The organism is Glaciimonas sp. PAMC28666, assembly GCF_016917355.1.
Taxonomy (GTDB): Bacteria; Pseudomonadota; Gammaproteobacteria; order Burkholderiales; family Burkholderiaceae_D; genus Glaciimonas.
Map to the genome: position 1 here is coordinate 1,922,927 of NZ_CP070304.1, position 17,482 is coordinate 1,940,408.

General features: G+C 55.2%; 15 protein-coding genes and 1 riboswitch. Of the genes, 3 read left to right on the forward strand and 12 right to left on the reverse strand.

What is annotated here, in order from left to right:
- Positions 1-11: 11 nt before the first annotated feature.
- From cobI to JQN73_RS08190, 10 genes are all read right to left on the reverse strand, one after another.
- Complete coding sequence (gene cobI, locus JQN73_RS08145) at positions 12-830, reverse strand: precorrin-2 C(20)-methyltransferase (RefSeq protein ID WP_205322574.1); 819 nt, start codon at positions 828-830, stop codon at positions 12-14.
- Positions 823-2,019, reverse strand: coding sequence for a cobalt-precorrin-5B (C(1))-methyltransferase CbiD (gene cbiD, locus JQN73_RS08150; protein WP_205323261.1), 1,197 nt, complete (start codon positions 2,017-2,019; stop codon positions 823-825). Before cbiD ends, cobI begins: the two co-directional genes overlap by 8 nt.
- The gene (locus JQN73_RS08155; protein ID WP_205322575.1) at positions 2,006-3,610 is read right to left on the reverse strand and encodes a precorrin-8X methylmutase; all 1,605 of its coding nucleotides are present in this window, start codon (positions 3,608-3,610) and stop codon (positions 2,006-2,008) included. Before JQN73_RS08155 ends, cbiD begins: the two co-directional genes overlap by 14 nt.
- Positions 3,607-4,314: a cobalt-precorrin-7 (C(5))-methyltransferase gene (locus JQN73_RS08160; RefSeq protein ID WP_205322576.1), complete on the reverse strand. Its 708-nt coding sequence runs from the start codon at positions 4,312-4,314 to the stop codon at positions 3,607-3,609. Before JQN73_RS08160 ends, JQN73_RS08155 begins: the two co-directional genes overlap by 4 nt.
- A gap of 85 nt (positions 4,315-4,399) precedes the next feature.
- Positions 4,400-6,379, reverse strand: coding sequence for a magnesium chelatase subunit D family protein (locus tag JQN73_RS08165; RefSeq protein WP_205322577.1), 1,980 nt, complete (start codon positions 6,377-6,379; stop codon positions 4,400-4,402).
- A gap of 6 nt (positions 6,380-6,385) precedes the next feature.
- On the reverse strand, positions 6,386-10,615 hold the full coding sequence (locus JQN73_RS08170) for a cobaltochelatase subunit CobN (protein ID WP_205322578.1): 4,230 nt from the start codon (positions 10,613-10,615) through the stop codon (positions 6,386-6,388).
- Positions 10,608-10,946, reverse strand: coding sequence for a ferredoxin (locus JQN73_RS08175; RefSeq protein ID WP_205322579.1), 339 nt, complete (start codon positions 10,944-10,946; stop codon positions 10,608-10,610). Before JQN73_RS08175 ends, JQN73_RS08170 begins: the two co-directional genes overlap by 8 nt.
- Before the next feature lie 221 nt (positions 10,947-11,167).
- Positions 11,168-11,953 (reverse strand): CbtA family protein, encoded by a 786-nt coding sequence (locus JQN73_RS08180; RefSeq protein WP_205322580.1) that lies wholly within the window; start codon positions 11,951-11,953, stop codon positions 11,168-11,170.
- Positions 11,944-12,144 (reverse strand): CbtB domain-containing protein, encoded by a 201-nt coding sequence (locus JQN73_RS22765; RefSeq protein WP_205322581.1) that lies wholly within the window; start codon positions 12,142-12,144, stop codon positions 11,944-11,946. Before JQN73_RS22765 ends, JQN73_RS08180 begins: the two co-directional genes overlap by 10 nt.
- A gap of 193 nt (positions 12,145-12,337) precedes the next feature.
- Positions 12,338-12,560, reverse strand: a riboswitch (cobalamin riboswitch).
- 122 nt (positions 12,561-12,682) lie between these two features.
- Positions 12,683-12,931 carry a hypothetical protein gene (locus JQN73_RS08190; protein ID WP_205322582.1) on the reverse strand — a complete coding sequence of 83 codons (249 nt, stop codon included), beginning with the start codon at positions 12,929-12,931 and terminating at the stop codon, positions 12,683-12,685.
- Between the two features lie 276 nt (positions 12,932-13,207).
- Here JQN73_RS08190 and JQN73_RS08195 point away from each other — a divergent pair, with 276 nt between their 5' ends.
- The 3 genes from JQN73_RS08195 to JQN73_RS08205 all read left to right on the forward strand — a co-directional run bounded on the left by JQN73_RS08195 (position 13,208) and on the right by JQN73_RS08205 (position 15,016).
- Positions 13,208-14,086, forward strand: coding sequence for an alpha/beta fold hydrolase (locus tag JQN73_RS08195; protein ID WP_205322583.1), 879 nt, complete (start codon positions 13,208-13,210; stop codon positions 14,084-14,086).
- 135 nt (positions 14,087-14,221) lie between these two features.
- On the forward strand, positions 14,222-14,464 hold the full coding sequence (locus JQN73_RS08200; protein WP_205322584.1) for a hypothetical protein: 243 nt from the start codon (positions 14,222-14,224) through the stop codon (positions 14,462-14,464).
- Between the two features lie 84 nt (positions 14,465-14,548).
- The gene (locus JQN73_RS08205; RefSeq protein ID WP_205322585.1) at positions 14,549-15,016 is read left to right on the forward strand and encodes a DUF3761 domain-containing protein; all 468 of its coding nucleotides are present in this window, start codon (positions 14,549-14,551) and stop codon (positions 15,014-15,016) included.
- 177 nt (positions 15,017-15,193) lie between these two features.
- On the opposite strand, the gene JQN73_RS08210 is transcribed toward JQN73_RS08205, so the two are convergent.
- Positions 15,194-16,162 (reverse strand): D-glycerate dehydrogenase, encoded by a 969-nt coding sequence (locus tag JQN73_RS08210; RefSeq protein ID WP_205322586.1) that lies wholly within the window; start codon positions 16,160-16,162, stop codon positions 15,194-15,196.
- Between the two features lie 18 nt (positions 16,163-16,180).
- A complete protein-coding gene (locus JQN73_RS08215; protein WP_205322587.1) occupies positions 16,181-17,464 on the reverse strand; it encodes an MFS transporter in 1,284 nt (427 codons plus the stop codon).
- Between the last annotated feature and the right edge of the window lie 18 nt (positions 17,465-17,482).

Consider the following 17,482-nt stretch of genomic DNA (forward strand, 5'->3'; position numbering starts at 1 on the left):
TATTCTCCATGCTATCTATTCTGTCGTGGTGTTTTGCGTATCAATAAAGTCGCCAGATATCCCATCGCCTCGGTCGCCGACAGCGTGTTCAGGCCGGACGCCAGCAACTCGCCCGAGAGACCTATACGCCGCGCAAAAGCGCAATGTTCAGCGATGCCCATTTCACGAAGCAACGCCAACACCCACGGTAGACGTGCGCCGACTTTCATCAGCACCACGACATCATGGGTATCGATTTCGTGACGCAAGGCTGCGGCATCTTCCGGACACGGCAAAATGAGGGTTCGCTCCTTACCTTCGCCTAACGGCCAGTCGAGCGCCGCAGCAGCAGCGGCATAACTGGTGATGCCCGGGAAAGTGCGATGCGTCAAATCCGGAATTCGCGTCAGCAACGCGGCCAGCACATAACCGTAAGTCGAATAAGTCATGGTGTCCCCGATGGTCAGATACGCCACATTGCGACCGGCCCGCAGTTCCACGGCAATCGCGTCCGCCAGTTGCGCATAATGCTCACTCAATACATTTCGATCCGGGTCCATATTAAATTCGATTTCTCGCAAGCGCGGCGTACCCGGCTCCAGTCCCAGATCAATCCCGGCCAAACATTGCAGCGCTACCGATGTATCGGCACTGCGTGCGCGCGGAGCATAGACCAAATCTGCCTTTTGTAATACTTCCAGCGCCGCCAATGGCAGATAACCCGACGGTCCCGGCCCAACGCCGACGCCCCAAAACGTCCCTGGGCTAAGTTCTTTATTAATTTCAGTCACCTTTAATTCAGTCAATCTTGCTGCACTCAAGCTGGAAGCGTGAATCCCGGATTCAGTCATCCCGCTGTCCCAATGCATTTCCATGTAAATCAAATAAGCGGACTTCGACCCGATCCACCGCTGGCACTCGCGCTTGCGCGCAGGCGGCAATCCGTTGCTCGATATCGATCCACAACGCTTGCGCGTCACCACTATTCGACGCAGCTTTCAATCGTTCCATTGCTGCCTCTACTGTGTTGGCGTGTGCCAGTTCCGCTACCAAAGCAGCGGGGTAGCCGCGCTCTGCAGCGACCCGTGCTACCACGCCCATGGCCATATTGCTTTTGCTGGAATGCGTATCCCAAACACCGTCCAGCACTTTCGCCAGCTTGCCCGGATGTCCCGCTAGCCATAACACCGCCAGCCGACGTCCCTCTTCTTCCAGTGCGGTTTGGGTAAAATCCAGCGAATCGCCCAGAAAGTTGGCAATCTGCACCGCTCGCTTTTCTGGCAAACCTAGCACATCTTTTGCGAACTCGCGTCCGATTTTTCCGGGCAGAAATGCAACGCTGTCGGCATCGCCAGCAAGTGCTACCCGCACATACACTTCAATCGATGCAATCCAGGACGCCATCGACATCGGCTCCACAATCCCGGAAGTCCCCAAAATCGAGATTCCACCGATAATTCCCAAGCGCGGATTGAAGGTTTTACGGGCAATTTCAAGTCCGTTTTCGCAGCCGATGGTGAGGTCAAATCCAGCAGTCGTTGCAAATCCGCGCAATTGCAGTGCCACCGCTTGCCGCATCATCGTGCGTGGTACCGGATTGATGGCTGGTTCACCCACAGCCACGCGCAAACCCGGCTGGGTTGCAGTGCCGACCCCCTCACCGGCAAAAAACCGCACTTCCCCTATCGCATTCTTTCGCACCTCAGCAAAGATCGTCGCACCGTGCGTGCTGTCCGGATCGTCGCCGCCATCCTTCAATACTTCTGCGCGCACGGTAATTTGTTGCGCCGATTTCAGCCAAAAAACCCGGATGATCGGTACCATCAAAAAATGCTTCCCGTCCGGCAACAACACTTCAACCTCTTGTACCTCTTCACCGCGCAGCAAAAGTCGCAACGCTGCCGTTACGGCCGCCGTTGCACAACTGCCGGTCGTACGTCCACGCCGTAGCCCATTCGGCGCCAGCACGCAGAGATCTAACTCGGCGCGATCAGCGTCAAGTTCAACCGTCGATCGCGATGTGACATCAGTCGGGCACATATCCTGCCAACTGATTTTGCGCATCAATCATCAGACCATTGACGACGCTTGCAGCCCATGGCGATCCGCCGCGTGTACCGCTATTGGTAATCCGTGGCACTTGCAGACAGCGCCGCAAATCGTCTTTGCTTTCCCGCGTGCCGACAAATCCTACCGGCAATCCAATTACCAATTGCGGGCGCCAGCCATGCTCGCGAATCAGGCGCGTCACTTCCATAATCGCGGTGGGCGCATCGCCGATGGCGAGGACGATATCGTTGCCAAATTTTTCAAACGCGCGCCGCATGCCAGCGGCCGAGCGCGTGATGCCTTGCGCTGCGGACATCAAATGGGTTTCCCGATCATGCACGCCACACCAGGTTTCAATTCCCAGTTGCTCCAGTAAAGCGCGTTTCAATCCGGTTTGCACCATGGTGACGTCGGTCACAATTTGTTTGCAGCGCAACAGCGCACGGATGCCGGTTTCCACCGCACCTGGCGATAAAAAGATGTCGTCCACCGCATTGAAATCGCCGCTGGTATGCACCAGACGCTGTAGCACCGTCAAATGCGCGACAGGAAACTGCGACCAGTCGCGTCCGGCAGCGATGATGCGAAAACTTTCGGCTTCGATTGGATGCGGTACGTACGGCATTGCCACCGGTGGCGGGCTGTCCACAACCTGCGTATTTTTTCCGAGCAAGCCACGCACCGGCAGGTGATGCGCCCGTTGCGGCTCACCCACTTGTTCTTCGAAGCCGACGATCTGCACCCGGTATTTGCACAGGCTGCAGTTCATGTCGGCGCGCCCCGCAACCGCCTCGCGTGCACGTTCGATGATGACATCGGCCACATGCTCGTGTGCGCCGAGATAGCCAGCTTTCAATATTTCCAGATCTGGCTCGCTCTGCTGCAGGTCGTCTGCGGCGGCATAAATGCGCTTCACCAGAACGCCATCAAACAAGAAGAACGGCAGCACCACAATTCGGGCGAAGCCTAACTGAGCTGCCGCACGTAAACCGTCCGCAACCAGCGGCTTTGCGGTGCCGGAATAACACACCACAGCACTGCCGAAACCCATGCCCTCTTCCAGCATCCGCGCTAACTTTGAGACCTCACTATTGGCATCGGGATCGGTCGTACCACGTCCTACCAATACCAGGCAGGTGTCAGCGCGTCGGATGGTTTGGGCGGACGTCGCTTCGGCGGCGATGATCCGTTCCTGCGCTAATTGCAGCAGTTGCGGATGCAAATTCATCGGCGCACCGAAATGGAAGTCGATAGCGGGATAATCACGCGCCATCGTCAATACTTCGGCCGGCATGTCATTTTTGGCGTGCCGGGCGGCGAGCAACACGGCAGGTACCACCGCAATCTGCGTTGAGCCTAACGCCAGATTGGCGCTTACGGCTTCGCTGATAGTCGGACTGGAAAACTCCAGATAGCCATGCGATATGACGTGTTGCGGTGCACGCGCACGGATCAGGGCAACCAGACGCTCGAATTCCTGCACAGCATCAGGATCGCGGCTGCCATGTCCGGCAATGACGATGCCGAAGCTATTTGCGGAGGATGCAGGTGAATCTGCAGAGACAGAACGCGCCTGTGTCATTTGACCTCCGGTGCCGCTTCGATCTGGCTATCCATGGGGTCCAGAGTTCGTATCAGCATAATGCTCATGTCGCTGAAGGTCTTGTGTGCGCATTCCGCCAGGGTGCCATGCCATTCTGCCTCGGCTCTCGTCAGGTTTTCCCATACTTCGGTGGGGTGTTGCGGATCGATCCCTTGCTCCAGCAAATAGGTGGCGATATGCGGCGGCATAAATGAACGGGCCGCATCCCAGGGGCACGGAATGACGATCGCATTGCGGGCGTCTTGCAGCACATGCACCAGATGCCGTTTGAACGGCGTCAGATCACCGCGCCGATGGAAGGTAATAAAGGTGGTTTCATCAAAACACACTTTGGCACGCGATGCCAGAATCTGCGCCGATGAGATGCCCGGCAACGTCTCCACCGGATGACCGCAAGCCCGCTCCACCCGCTCCAGATATTGAAAACCACTGAAGTGAATGTCCCCCATAAATACCACTACGCAGCGCTTGCCTTCATGATGGGCTTTAGCGACCAGATCAAGTTGTGCCACCTGGTCACGATAGTTCATCAATACGACTTCGGCAGTCGCGGGAATGATACTCTGGATAACATTGACGACCGCGTCAAATCCCGCAACCACGTCCGCAGCGCGAATCAGTTCCGCGCCGCGCTGTGTGAGGTAACCAATGTCGCCGGGACCGGCACCGATACAGATAATCATAATAAATCTTTCAATACATTCATGGTCTTGCAAAATAAATCGTTTGAACAAACAACCCAAGTAGTTGTTGGTAGAGTGCTCCTCGCTACTGCATGCGCGCCCGTATGGTAAGGGCCAGATTGTCAGCGCTCAGTTGTTCCAGCGTCAGACATTCTGCCCCCAGCGCCTGCGCCAACTGCGCTGCTCTTCCCAACCGTAAATAGCCGTCTTCCGTGTCCAGCACCAGCGCCGCCGTTCCGCTCGCCGCCAACTGTGCTGCGAGGTCAAGGGTTTCGCGCCATGCATCGCCAGCTGGAGTCAACGCAACGTTGGCTTTACCGTCACTGAGAATGACCAGCAATGGCGTTGCACTGGTACTTTGTTGTGCGCGTCGTTGCAGTAACTCGCAGGTTAACTGCAAAGCATGCGGCAAAGGCGTGCGACCGCCGGTGGCTAGTTCGCGCAAACTTTTTTCTGCCAGATCCACCCCGCGCGTCGGTGCCAATACCACCTGTGCCACCTGACCGCCAAACGCGATCACTGCGACTTCATCGCGTCGTTGATACGCGTCGGTGAGTAAGGACAATACGGCTCCCTTGACCGCCTCCATGCGGCGCTGCGCCGCCATTGAACCAGAAGCATCGACCACGAACAGAATCAGATTGGCAGTTTTGCCAACCCGCACCTGCCCTTGCACATCTTCGCTCGTTACCTGAAAATCGGTCGGATTTCTCATCGCAGCCGTTCGCAACGTTGCCCCAATCGCCAGACTACGCGGCTGGGCGTCGGGCACAGTGCGGACGATTCGCCCGTGCGCGGCGTCTTGTGCATCGCTGCGACGACCGGCCATTATTGCAACGCCGTGCGGTTCTATCTCGGCGACCGCTAGTTGACGCGCATTAGCCGCCGCGGCAATCGAGAAAATCTGCGGTTGTTGCTCAGTTTCCCCTGCTGCCTTGTCGTTGGCGTGGTCGTTGGCATTGTCGTTACTTGGATCGTCGGCAGCCCCATCCTGTGACTTTGAAGCGCCGTCTGCAGGTCCATCCGTTGGTGGGCTCTCTAGAGCTGGGGGCAGCGGCCCTTGCTGCATCAATTCATCGAGCTTATCCTGATCGAGGCCCGGTTGCTCAAAGGGCTTGCGCCGACGGCGATGTGGCAATACCAGTTGCGCCGCTTGGCGAATGTCATCCGGGGTCACACTGGCGCGGCCTTCCAGCGCAGCCAGTGCGCGGGCGGCCTTGTGCATTACGATGTCGGCGCGTAAGCTGGCTACCTCAAACTCGCAGCAAAGATGGCTGATCAGGTCCAGCAAAGCGTCGCTCAACAGGATCGTGGGGAGCAATTTTTGAGCGGCTGACAGCTGGGCCAGCAATGCCGCTTGTTGCTCTGACCAGAGCGCGACATAAGTGACAGGATCAGCCTCATACCGAATCCGACGGCGCACCACTTCTGCCCGAATGGTCTTGTCGCGTGGCGCGACCACCTCCACCATAAGACCAAAACGATCCAACAATTGGGGCCGCAGGTCGCCCTCTTCCAGATTCATGGTGCCGATTAGCGTCAGACGCGCCGGATGGGTGACGGATAGGCCCTCACGTTGGACCGAATTGACGCCCATCGCCGCCACGTCCAGCAGAACATCGACCAAATGGTCGGCCAGCAAATTGACCTCATCGATATACAGAATCCCGCGATGCGCAGACGCCAGCAATCCGGGTTGAAAGGGTCGTGCTTCGCCTTTCAAAGCGCGTTGCAAGTCTAGCGTTCCGAGTACCCGATCTTCCGTCGCTCCAAGCGGCAGCGTCACAAAAGGGACACTAGCCGCGATGACAGTGCGCGCTGCATCAAGGCAGGCGTCGCACAATTCACACGGTTCGTCGGGGCGACAATTAAAGGCACACCCGACGCTCCGCTCGATCGTCGGCAGAATCGCAGGCAAAGCACGGGCCGCGGTACTTTTGGCGGTGCCTTTGTCGCCGCGAATCAACACGCCGCCTAAGGTAGGATCAATCGCGCACAGCAGCAGCGCAGTCTTTAACTGCGGCTGCTCGACAATGGCGGAGAAAGGAAAATGGGTTAATTTCATGCGTGTCTATGGTTGTCCATGGTATGCGGCAGCCGACGCGACGGCGCGCGGCGTTTCGCCCCGCGCTTCAAGCAAGGTTTCGCTACGTAGAAATAATTCACGCAACGCATCCAGCGTTTCGGGTTTCGGTGCCGCCCACATACCGCGACTGGCTGCTTCCAACAGCCGTTCTGCGATCGCATTTTGCGCCCACGGGTTTGCCTCTTGCAGAAATTTTTGCATGGTCGGGTCGAAGCCGTACGTGCTGGCGACCTCTTCATACATCCAGTCGTCCATCACCTGCGCGGTGGCATCATAGCCGAACAAATAATCAACGGTGGCGGTCAATTCGAGACCGCCTTTATAACCATGGCGCTGGATGCTGGTGAGCCATTTTGGATTTACTACCCGCGAACGGAAGACGCGCAGCGTTTCTTCTTTCAGATCGCGCACCTGCGCCCGCGCCGGGTCGTGGCTGTCGCCGAAATAATGCTTGGGTTGCGTGCCGGTGAGAGCGCGAATAGTGGCAATCATACCGCCGTGAAATTGCAGGTAATCGTCGCTATCAAAAATATCGTGTTCGCGATTATCCTGATTGTGTAACGCGACCTGCACGCCTGCCAAGCGCACGCGAAACGCATCCCGCTCATCCACGCCCTGGGCGTCGCGCCCATAGGCGTAGCCGCCCCAATTCACATAAGCTTCAGCAAAATCGGCGTCGGCTTGCCAGTTTTTTTCCTGTATCAATTGCAAGATACCGGCACCATAGCTGCCCGGCTTCGCTCCAAAAATGCGATAAGTCGCACGCCGTTTGGCTTCGGCTTGTTCCAGTCCTTTTCCAAGCCAGCTATCAAGCTCGACGAGATAATGTTTGCGGACAAAGTTTTGCGTCAGCGGTTCATCTAATAACAGAACCGCGCTGACAGCGTCATCAATCAGCGTAATTAGTTGTGGAAATGCATCCCGAAAAAAACCGCTGATACGCGTTGTAACGTCAATCCGAGGACGTTTTAGCTGATCTAGCGGAATCACCTCAACGCCGGTAACTTGCCGATTTTCAGCACGCCATACCGGGCGCACCCCGAGCAAAGCCAAAATCTGTGCAACATCATCACCGTGGGTACGCATTGCACTGGTGCCCCAGATGCTGATCGCAACGCTTTCAGGATATTCCCCAGCCTCACGCAGGTGTCGTGCCAGCACCTCGTTGGCAAGTTGTTGGCCCACGCGCCACGCCGATTGCGAGGGAACGCTGCGAGGATCGACCGAATAAAAATTTCGGCCGGTTGGCAAGATATGCGCCATGCCCCGCGTCGGCGATCCGCTCGGACCCGCGGGGATATAACCGCCGTTCAATCCGTTAAGCAGGTTATCAATTTCATCCGTGGCACGCGCCAGATTCGGCGCCAGCGTCGTACAGGCGAAATCGATCACGCGCCGCAGTGCACTGAAACGCACAGCCGATGACGGTGGAAATATTGCTGCAGCTGCCGGATTGGATGCCGCTTGCGGTGCCGCATCAGATCCTGCGCTTTTTAGCGGACGCGCAATGCTACTTTTTATCTGAAATTTTTTCGCCTGAGATAGCACGCTAAAAGGCCGCGCTCCAGCGCTCAACGTAGGCTGCAATAACGGTTGACCGACGGCTTCGGTACCGCCAATGTTGCCAAATTGGGTTGTTAATACGGCGTCGATGGCGCTGATGGAAAAATCTTTTTCTTGTAGCGCCGCAAATAGTTTTCGGCATAAGACATCAATCGCGTCCAGCGCATCAGCACGCGTCATAATGGCGCACTGGGCCAGACGGCCCAGCGCCGGATCGGCATTCAGGCGGCGACCTTTATTGTCGAGCAACATGTCCATGCTGAGGCCAAACAGGGTGGCGATTTCTTCCTGTAAGCCTGGCACGTCCTGATTGGGCAATCGCACCAGCGAAATCAGCATATCTACCAGTTGATTATCGGCAGGCCGCTCACCCAGAATATGTAAGCCATCGCGGATTTGAGCTGCACCGAGTTCGCACAGATAGCCGTCCAGATCTTCGATAAGATGCGCCACACCGGCGCCGTCCAGAGTGCTGAGCGCGGCGGGAAGCCCTTCGCCGTGAACGTGGGGATGATCGTGTTCTTCATCATGATCATGATGGTGACCGTGGGCAGCATGATCGTGGTCGTGGTCATGATCGTGATGCAACAATCTGGCTTGCAAATCGGTATCCAGATTGGTCTGTTTCACCAGTTCCCATATTTGCTGCTGCAGAAGCGGCAGCTTTGACGGGTCAAGGACTTCAACCTGATAATACTCATCCACCAGTTGGGTTAGCTGAGCCAGTGCGCCGTAGGTATCGGCGGTGGTCATTGGTGGCGTCAGGTGATCGACAACCACCGCGTGCGCACGACGTTTGGCTTGCGCGCCCTCGCCGGGGTCGTTGATGATGAATGGGTAAAACAGCGGCATATCCGCCAGCAGCGCATCAGGGAAACAATTCTGCGACAGGCCGACCCCTTTTCCAGGCAACCATTCTAAGGTGCCATGTTTGCCCACGTGAACGATCGCATCGGCGCGCCAGGTATCACGTAACCAGCGATACAGCGCATAATAATGATGGGTCGGCGGCAAGTCCGGTTGATGGTAGATCGCATCCGGGTCCATGCCATAACCACGCGGCGGCTGGAGTGCGACAAATGTATTGCCGAGCTCGATTCCTGCAAGCACTACGTGATCGTCATGCACGTACGCTGCACCGGGGGCCGCGCCCCATTGATCCACCATGCGCGCCTGCATTTCTTGCGGCAAATCGGCCAGCCATTCTGCATATTGTGCTGCGGGTACGCGCCCCACGGCATTCAGCAACTGCTGTTCTGTCAGATAGGTATTGTCATAGGCACAGCGATCGATCAACGCGTGAATCAAGGCGGTGCCGCTGTCCGGCAATGCTTCGCCTGTCTGATAGCCTTGAGCCTGCATGGCGCGCAGGATCGACATCAACGATGCGGGCGCATCAAGGCCCACCGCATTACCGATTTGCGCCGCTTTACTATTGGCGTTGGTGAAAATAAAGGCCACACGTTTATCGGTATTTGGGGTCCGCTTCAGACGCGCAAAGCGCTGGGCCAACCCCGCCACACGCGCCACGCGATCCAATACCGGCGCATATTCCATCATCTGACCGGCAGCGTTGGCGGATTTGGTTTTAAACGATACCGGCACCGTGATAATGCGACCATCAAACTCAGGCAACACCACGTTCATCGCGGCGTCTAGCGGGTTCATACCACGGGCAGACTGTTGCCACTGATCTTGCGTCATGCCACTGGTAATAGCTTGCAATACGGGGACATTCAATTGTTCCAGCACCGATACCGACCAACCGGCAGGCGTCGGACCGCCCGGCGTAATTTCTCCCATCGCGAAGGCGGTGGTATTAATCAGCACATCAATCAGCACCGGCTTTTGATGACGATCGTCGCAGTTTTCACTCTTTTCACTGTTTATAAAATAACGCAGCGCGGTCGGAATCGTCGCGGTGTTAGCCGAACCTTCACTGCCGCTGCCGCCGCTACGTAAGGAAGAAGTAAACACCGGCAGGACATTCATGCCGCGTTGCTCCAACGCATCAATCATGGCATCGATAAACCGGGTATTGCCGCTCATCCAATGGGCGCGATAGAACACGATTCCAACGCTAGGCCGGTCGCGTTTGTGTTGCGCCGTATGCGTGGCTAACCAATCTGCCGTCGTCGCGCCCTCTGCCAGATCGGGATGATAGATACCGTGCTCTGGCAATGGCCGTGCTGGCAAATAACCAAACCCGGTTAACATCAGATGATCGGCCAGATACCGCAGCAATTGCGCCAGGTTGACGCTGCCACCGGCGTGAAAATAAGACAACGCTTGCTCAGCGACGTGCGAGGAGACGGTTGAGACGGCAGCCAGTTCAGGATCAGGTTCCCCGGTGCCACTGATGGCGATCAGGTAACAGCCATGCTCACGGGCATAGCGCAACAAGTCGTTAAAACCCGGTACTCCACCCAAGCGCCCTAGCACCCGCAAAATAATAATCCGCGCCCCGGCCAGTTCACTGTCTAACAGATCCGATAACTGCCGGTCTTCCAAGGTCTGCAGATTAATACCAGTCACCAGCGGGAAATCCTGGGGTAACTGGGCGATGGCACTTTGCAAGACCGTCAAATCATTGGCAGTGTGTGTCAGTAAGGCGATGCCTGAACTGCGTGCATGCAGGCGGGCATCAGACATCGATGTTGTCCTCCGGTGACACGTCGCCGCTACCAAGTCGATGAAACACAAGATCGGTCACTTCGCGTCCGTGTTCCAGATGCTCGGTAACGATGCGCTCGATAGCGTCCGCGTCTTCGCAGCGATACCAGATACCTTCCGGATATACCAGCGCCAGCGGTCCTTGATTTTTGCAAGCGACCATGCAGTGCGTGCGGGTGCGCTTGACACGTAATTCAGGCCGCGCATCGATGGCCGCGCCAAGAATGCCGAACATCGCTTCAGCACGCACACCGTCTTCGGTACAACGCGGGCCGGTACACATAAAAATGTGTCGGGAATGGGTTCTCATAAGCTTTTTTCAGGGTATTACAACTGCTAATGCGGTTATCTCAAAGAGGGTCTATGATGATGCTTACGAAGGAGAAATTAATATTGCAGACTGAATAATGGCAATCAATCAACATAATTTCTTCCGCTGCTCATCGTCCTTGTAAGGACGTTACAGCACCCAAAACATTACGTAATATTACGTATTACATGATCTCGCCCGTCGCTTTTTTTCGGTTCAATTTAGCCTTTGGAGTCGGTTAATTGCTTGTAAAAAAAGCCGAAAGCCCCGCCAAGTCCAAGCCAAAAAATGCCGTTTGCAATCGCGGTGGCGTAGATAAAAGCCCTTACTAATTCCGCTGGCGCTGCGCCGCCGTGTATCTGCGGCTCTGGTGCGCCGGCCAGATGCGGTGCCAAAAGCAACACCACGGCCAGCAGTTTTAATGACCAATGACGGCCAAAAACTAGCAATGCCAAAGAAATAGCGGTCAGGGTCGCGGTCGCAGTCCACCACAATTGACGGTCCAAAAGAGGTGCCGCCTGCGTTCCCGGCACTTCCGGCGCGAGCCCAAGCGAAGGCGCTACAAAAACGACGACGTAACCGGCGATACCCCACAACAAACCCTCACGCCAGCCACTGATGCCACCACGCAACAAAATAGCGGCGCCTAGCAGCAGCGCAAAACCCACTGCCATCGTCACATTTGCCATGACGGTGTACAGCGACCTTTCGACGCCATTGGTTGGCTCCCATTCCACTGCTTCATGCTGATGCGCGTCTGCCATCAATGTGCGCGCATGCATGTCCATTGCCGCAGTGGTAGGCTTCTCCAACGCGGTTTGGGCTACTTTTGCTGCGGCTTCCTCATAGACTTCAGCTCGCGCGATGATCGGCGTTGCTTGTATTTTTTGCACGGCTGTCAGCAGCAATCCTGCACATAATCCGGCCAACAGCACGGACGAGACGAAGCGTCTGAAACCGGGTTTAATTGCTAAAAAACTATCGGCTGTTGCGCCGTTCAATGACATGGAAAGCCCGCTGAATGGCGACCGTCATGCGCCGCATTATGCAAGGTCATATTGTGCGAAAAACCCATCGCATAGACCAGCAGCAGCCCGACGACGGCGCTAAGCATTGCAGGGATAACACGCTGTTTCCAGGTGGCTACGGGTACGACGGCGGGGATGTGATCAATAAGACCAGTTGAGGACGTTGACATGTACGATCTTCCTTTTGTAACTTACAACGATATGACTGGCGTGCTCCCCACAAAATAACGGAGTGCGACCAGGAAGGCATAAAGATGTAGCAAGAATGCAGAAAGCGTGACAGCAAAAAAGAGGGAGTGATACAAGACGGAAGACGGGTGCACAGAAGGCAAGGCAATCCATCTGAATCGCCCGCCGCGACACAAACTGCATAACACTTTAGGCCGGTATCCGGGCTGACGAGATGAAATCTGCTGGCAGACCTCACAGTTCGCGCCTTCCCATGCATTGCACAGTGGCGTACTGCAAACTGTTGACTCGCTTACCGTTGCGGGGGCAGCGTCGGAATAATGCCTGAGCACGCACCGACTTCCCGTTTAATTTTACGCGCGACTGCGCGTAAAACACCTAAAGCTATTGCTACCCGCCGAGTATAGGTGGCAGCTTATCAAGTTGCAAGTTTAAGCTGGGGCATGTGAGCGCAAAGGAGAAATCCACCCGGTTTGGTCAGATTAGCGCCATCGTACGATAGCGCTCCACGAAGTTCACTTAAACGACAGCATACACATCCAGTGCCCTCACTTCCTCTTGCGCATTTTTCAGGAGGGCTTGGGCTTCCTTCAGGACTTCTTGCACAGTTGATTGGGGAAGTCCGTCCTGCTCGCTATCAAACGTCATTGACAGGGCAGCGAGGATTGCAGAGGTACGGCTATGGAGGAGTGCGAGGTTGTCGACGATGTTGATGTTTGCGACGATGTTGATGTTTGCGACGATCCTTGCTTGAACGTGGGAAGGCATTTGTAACTTTCTTGGTTAGCGTTACAAGAAGACGACGACAACTGCGCACGAAAACAGCAACGGCTTTGCACCGTCTGTGCGTCTGGATTCGTCAGGCGACTAACCCCGGCTTCCTCTTTCTCAGAGGCACATTATCATGAAGTCATTCTGCCAGGTGTGGAATGCGTCCAAAAGGCTTCCCCCCGCTCGTCTGTTTTAATCACGGGGGACTAATTGCTTTAAAAAATTAATAACAAAACCACACTACAATCAACATCCTTATAAAGGAGACCAACCATGTTTTCAGGATTCGAAAAACACGCTGCCGAAGTCAACGGCACGCACATTAACTATGTCCGCAGCGGCAACGGACCAGCTTTGCTGCTATTACACGGGCATCCGCAAACGCACGTGATCTGGCATAAGGTGGCAGAGGAATTGGCCCAACATTTCACCGTGATTGCTGCCGATTTGCGTGGTTATGGCGACAGTGGCAAGCCGGTGGGACTCGCCGATCATAGCAATTACGCCAAACGTACGATGGGGCAGGATCAGATCGACTTGATGGAAACATTGGGTTTTAAGCAATTTTTACTCATGGGCCATGACCGTGGCGGACGCACCGCATACCGCATGGCGCTGGACCATCCTGATGCGATTCTTAAATTGGTTTTGCTGGACATTGCGCCGACGTTAGCAATGTACGAAAAAACCACGATGGCGTTTGCTAGCGCTTACTATCATTGGTTCTTTTTGATCAGACCCGCGCCCTTTCCAGAAACCCTGCTCAGTGCGAATCCCGAAGCCTATCTGGAACATACCATCGGCGGGCGCAGCGCTGGCCTGGGACCCTTTACTACCGAGGCCTATGCCGAATATCTGCGCTGCCTGAGTGACCCCGCTACGGTTCACGGTATTTGCGAGGATTATCGCGCCAGCGCGAGTATCGATCTTGAACACGAACGCAAGGATCTCGCCGACGGCAGAAAAATTCAATGCGACACGTTAGTGCTGTGGGGCAAGCACGGCGTGATCGAAAAGTGTTTCGATCCGTTGCGCGAATGGCAGCATCTGGCCAAAAGCGTTACAGCGAAAGCACTCGACTGCGGCCACTATATTCCAGAGGAAGCGCCGGAGGCTTTGATGGCCGAAGTGATGCCGTTTTTTACTACCTGAAGCCGGGTTTCTCAATAAAGTATTGCCGTACAAACACGCGTTTTTGACTGTCTCAGTTTTTCAGGTCAACCGGTTTGTTTGCAGACGCGTTTCTGTAGTGCTGTGCTGGTACATCTCATTTGAAAAGGAAACATCATGCGATCAAAAATCATTGTAGCGTTGGTTTGTGCAGTCGCCTTCTCTGGCGCATCCGGATTTGCCAGCGCCAAAGGCTGCCTGAAGGGTGCGGCGGTAGGTGGGGTTGCCGGACATGTCGCCGGGCACCATGCGTTGCTTGGCGCAGCTGGAGGTTGTGCTGTGGGACACCACATGGCGAATAAAAAAGCCGCGGAACAAAAAACCCAGACAACCACGCCACAACCCCCTCCGGCAAAATAAGTAACAAAACCCAAGCCGTTTCAGGCAAAAGTGGTGGTACAAAAAAATGACATTTCAACTATTTCTTACTTCATAGGACTTCAAATGAAAGCGTTACTATTCTCTGCAACGATGGCATTGGCTTTGTTAACCTCGGCCGCAAGCTTCGCCCAGGTGCCTGCCGGTGCCCCCGCAGGCAGCACCGGCTTGTGTAAAGACGGTACTTATTATTCAGGTGCAACCAAAAGCGGGGCCTGTTCCGGTCATAAAGGGGTGAAAGATTGGTATGCCACCAAAACAGCAACGCCAGCGGCGGCAACTGCCGCAACTGCTGCTCCTGCTGCTCCTGCCGCCGCCCCAGCCACTGCTTCCAAGGGAATGTCTAGTCCCGCTAAAGGCGCGGCTCCCGCAGCGGGCGGCGGTCCAGGTTTAGTGTGGGCCAATACCAGCAGCAAGGTATATCACTGCCAAAACACGAAGTACTACGGCACGACGAAAGCTGGCGCATACATGTCAGAGGCGGATGCAAAAGCCAAGGGCTATCATGCTGACCATGGCAAGGCCTGCGGTTAACAGCTCATCGTTGAGCGCATTGTAGACAATTTAGGCGCCATGCTAAACAGCACCCGCGACGGGTGTGGTTAAGCGTGGCGAAATTGTCGAAGCGGTTCGGAAGTCACCCGAACAGATCAAAAAAATGGCGCCCTCCTCAACGTGATGGGCGCCATTTTTTATTTTTACATGGAAGATTCAGCGTTTCGGATTAACCATATTCCCTGAAGATTCTCCCTCCATTGCATCAATCAAATTTTGCGCCGCGCAGACTGCCATTGCATGGCGGGTTTCATGGGTAGCAGACCCGATATGCGGCAGCGCAACGACATTTTTCATGCGTAACAAGGGCGAATCCGGGGATAAAGGCTCACGCTCAAAAACATCAAGACCTGCACCGCGAAGCTGCCCATTTTCCAGCGCCGTGATCAGGGCCGATTCGTCAATAATGGTACCACGCGAAATATTGACCAGAATGGCGCGGGGCGGCATCTTTGCCAGTTCTCTTGCTCCAATCATACCTTCGGTCTGGGGCGTTAACGGCACCGTGATACAAACGAAGTCACTCGTCCTAAGCAAGGCATCGAGCGCTGTAAATTGTGCGCCGTAGGCTTGTTCAGCGGCAACGTTAGGTGTCCGGTTGGTGTACAACACGCGCATTCCAAAACCACACGCTGCACGCCGCGCGATAGCACCACCGATGCGGCCCATGCCAATAATTCCCAACGTTTTTCCCTGTACGTCGGTGCCAAAACATGCCTCACCGATACTGCCGGTCCACTGACCGGCGCGCACGTAGTCCGCCAGTTCAACCACCCGGCGTGCAGTGGCAAGAATCAGTGCGAAGCCGGTGTCGGCGGTGGTTTGGGTGAGCACGTCGGGCGTGTTCAGCAAGACAATCTCGCGCCGCGTCAGATCGTCTACGTCGAATTGGTCGGTGCCGACCGAGATTGTTGAGATGGCTTTTAAATGCGGTGCTGCGTCAAGGATGCCAGCATCGATTTTCAAGCTCGCACCAATCAACCCTTCGGCATTTGCCAACGCCGCGACAAAAGCAGCGCGATTGTCGCCATTAACGCCGTCGAATTGCACCACCGAAAAACGTGCTTGCAACATTGCCAGCACATCTTCCGGCACTTTTTTGTAAAGTACGATAGTCGGTTGCATAGTCTTCTTCTTTGTATATTAGCGCGCTGCTGGTTGCAAATGACGTGGTGCCGCAACCTCGACCGGCGGCTTTACCCACAGCATCAGGAACACCGACATCAGCAAACCACCAGCCATGAACAGATAGGAAGCTAACGGGCTGCCCGTTGCACCATTAAGATAGCCGACCACATACGAGCCCAGAAAGGAACCCAGCGCGCCCATGCTGTTGATCAACGCCATCGCGCCACCAGCAACGTTCTTTGGCAGTAGTTCAGGAACAATGGCAAAGAATGGTCCGTATGGCGCGTACATGGCAGCGCCGGCAATCACCAGCAAAGTGTAAGACCACCAGAAATGCCCTGTGCCGATCAGGAATGAAGCCAGGAAGGCGCACGCGGCTAACAGCAATGCAGGCCATACAAACAGCTTGCGATTCTGTAATTTATCCGATGCCCATGATGACAGCAACATCGCGATGATCGCAGCCAGGTAAGGCACGGCTGATAACCAGCCGGTTTCGACCATACTGATTGAGGACGCATTTTTCAAGATGGAGGGCAACCACAAAACGAAGCCGTATACGCCGATGCTCCAGCAAAAATATTGCGCACAAAGCTTCATCACTGCTGGCGACTTGAAGGCCTCACCATAGTTGCGGACTGGCTTCATTGTTGCCTGTTCCAGATCGAGCGCGGCCTTGATATCAGCCTTCTCTTGCGGGGACAACCAGGTTGATTCGGCTGGTTTATCCTGCACCACGAACCACCAGATCACCGCCCATATGACTGCCGGAATTCCTTCGGCGATCATCATGTGACGCCAGCCAAAACTGTTAACCAGATAGCCGGACAAGACCGACATCCACAACACCGTGACGGGGTTCCCGAGGATCAAAAATGTGTTGGCACGCGAACGCTCGGTTTTGGTAAACCAGTTGCAGATATAGATCAGCATCGCTGGCATTACCGCAGCCTCAACCACGCCGAGTGTGAAGCGGATCACCATCAACATCGGAATGTTGCTGACCATTCCGGTCAACGCAGCGCACGCGCCCCACAGAATCAGGCTCCAGAAAATCAGTTTCTTGACGCTGCCGCGCTGGGCGTACATGGCACCGGGAATCTGGAAAAAGAAATAGCCCAGAAAGAACAATGCACCGATCAACGATGAAGTGCCATGCGAGACACCGAGATCGGTATTTATTCCAGCCGCAGCGGCGAAACCGTAATTGGCCCGATCCAGGTACGCCAGGCTGTAAGTGATAAATATAATCGGCATGATGTACCACCAACGCCGGACTGCTAATGTTTTAGTCTCCATGATTTTCTCTTTAATTTT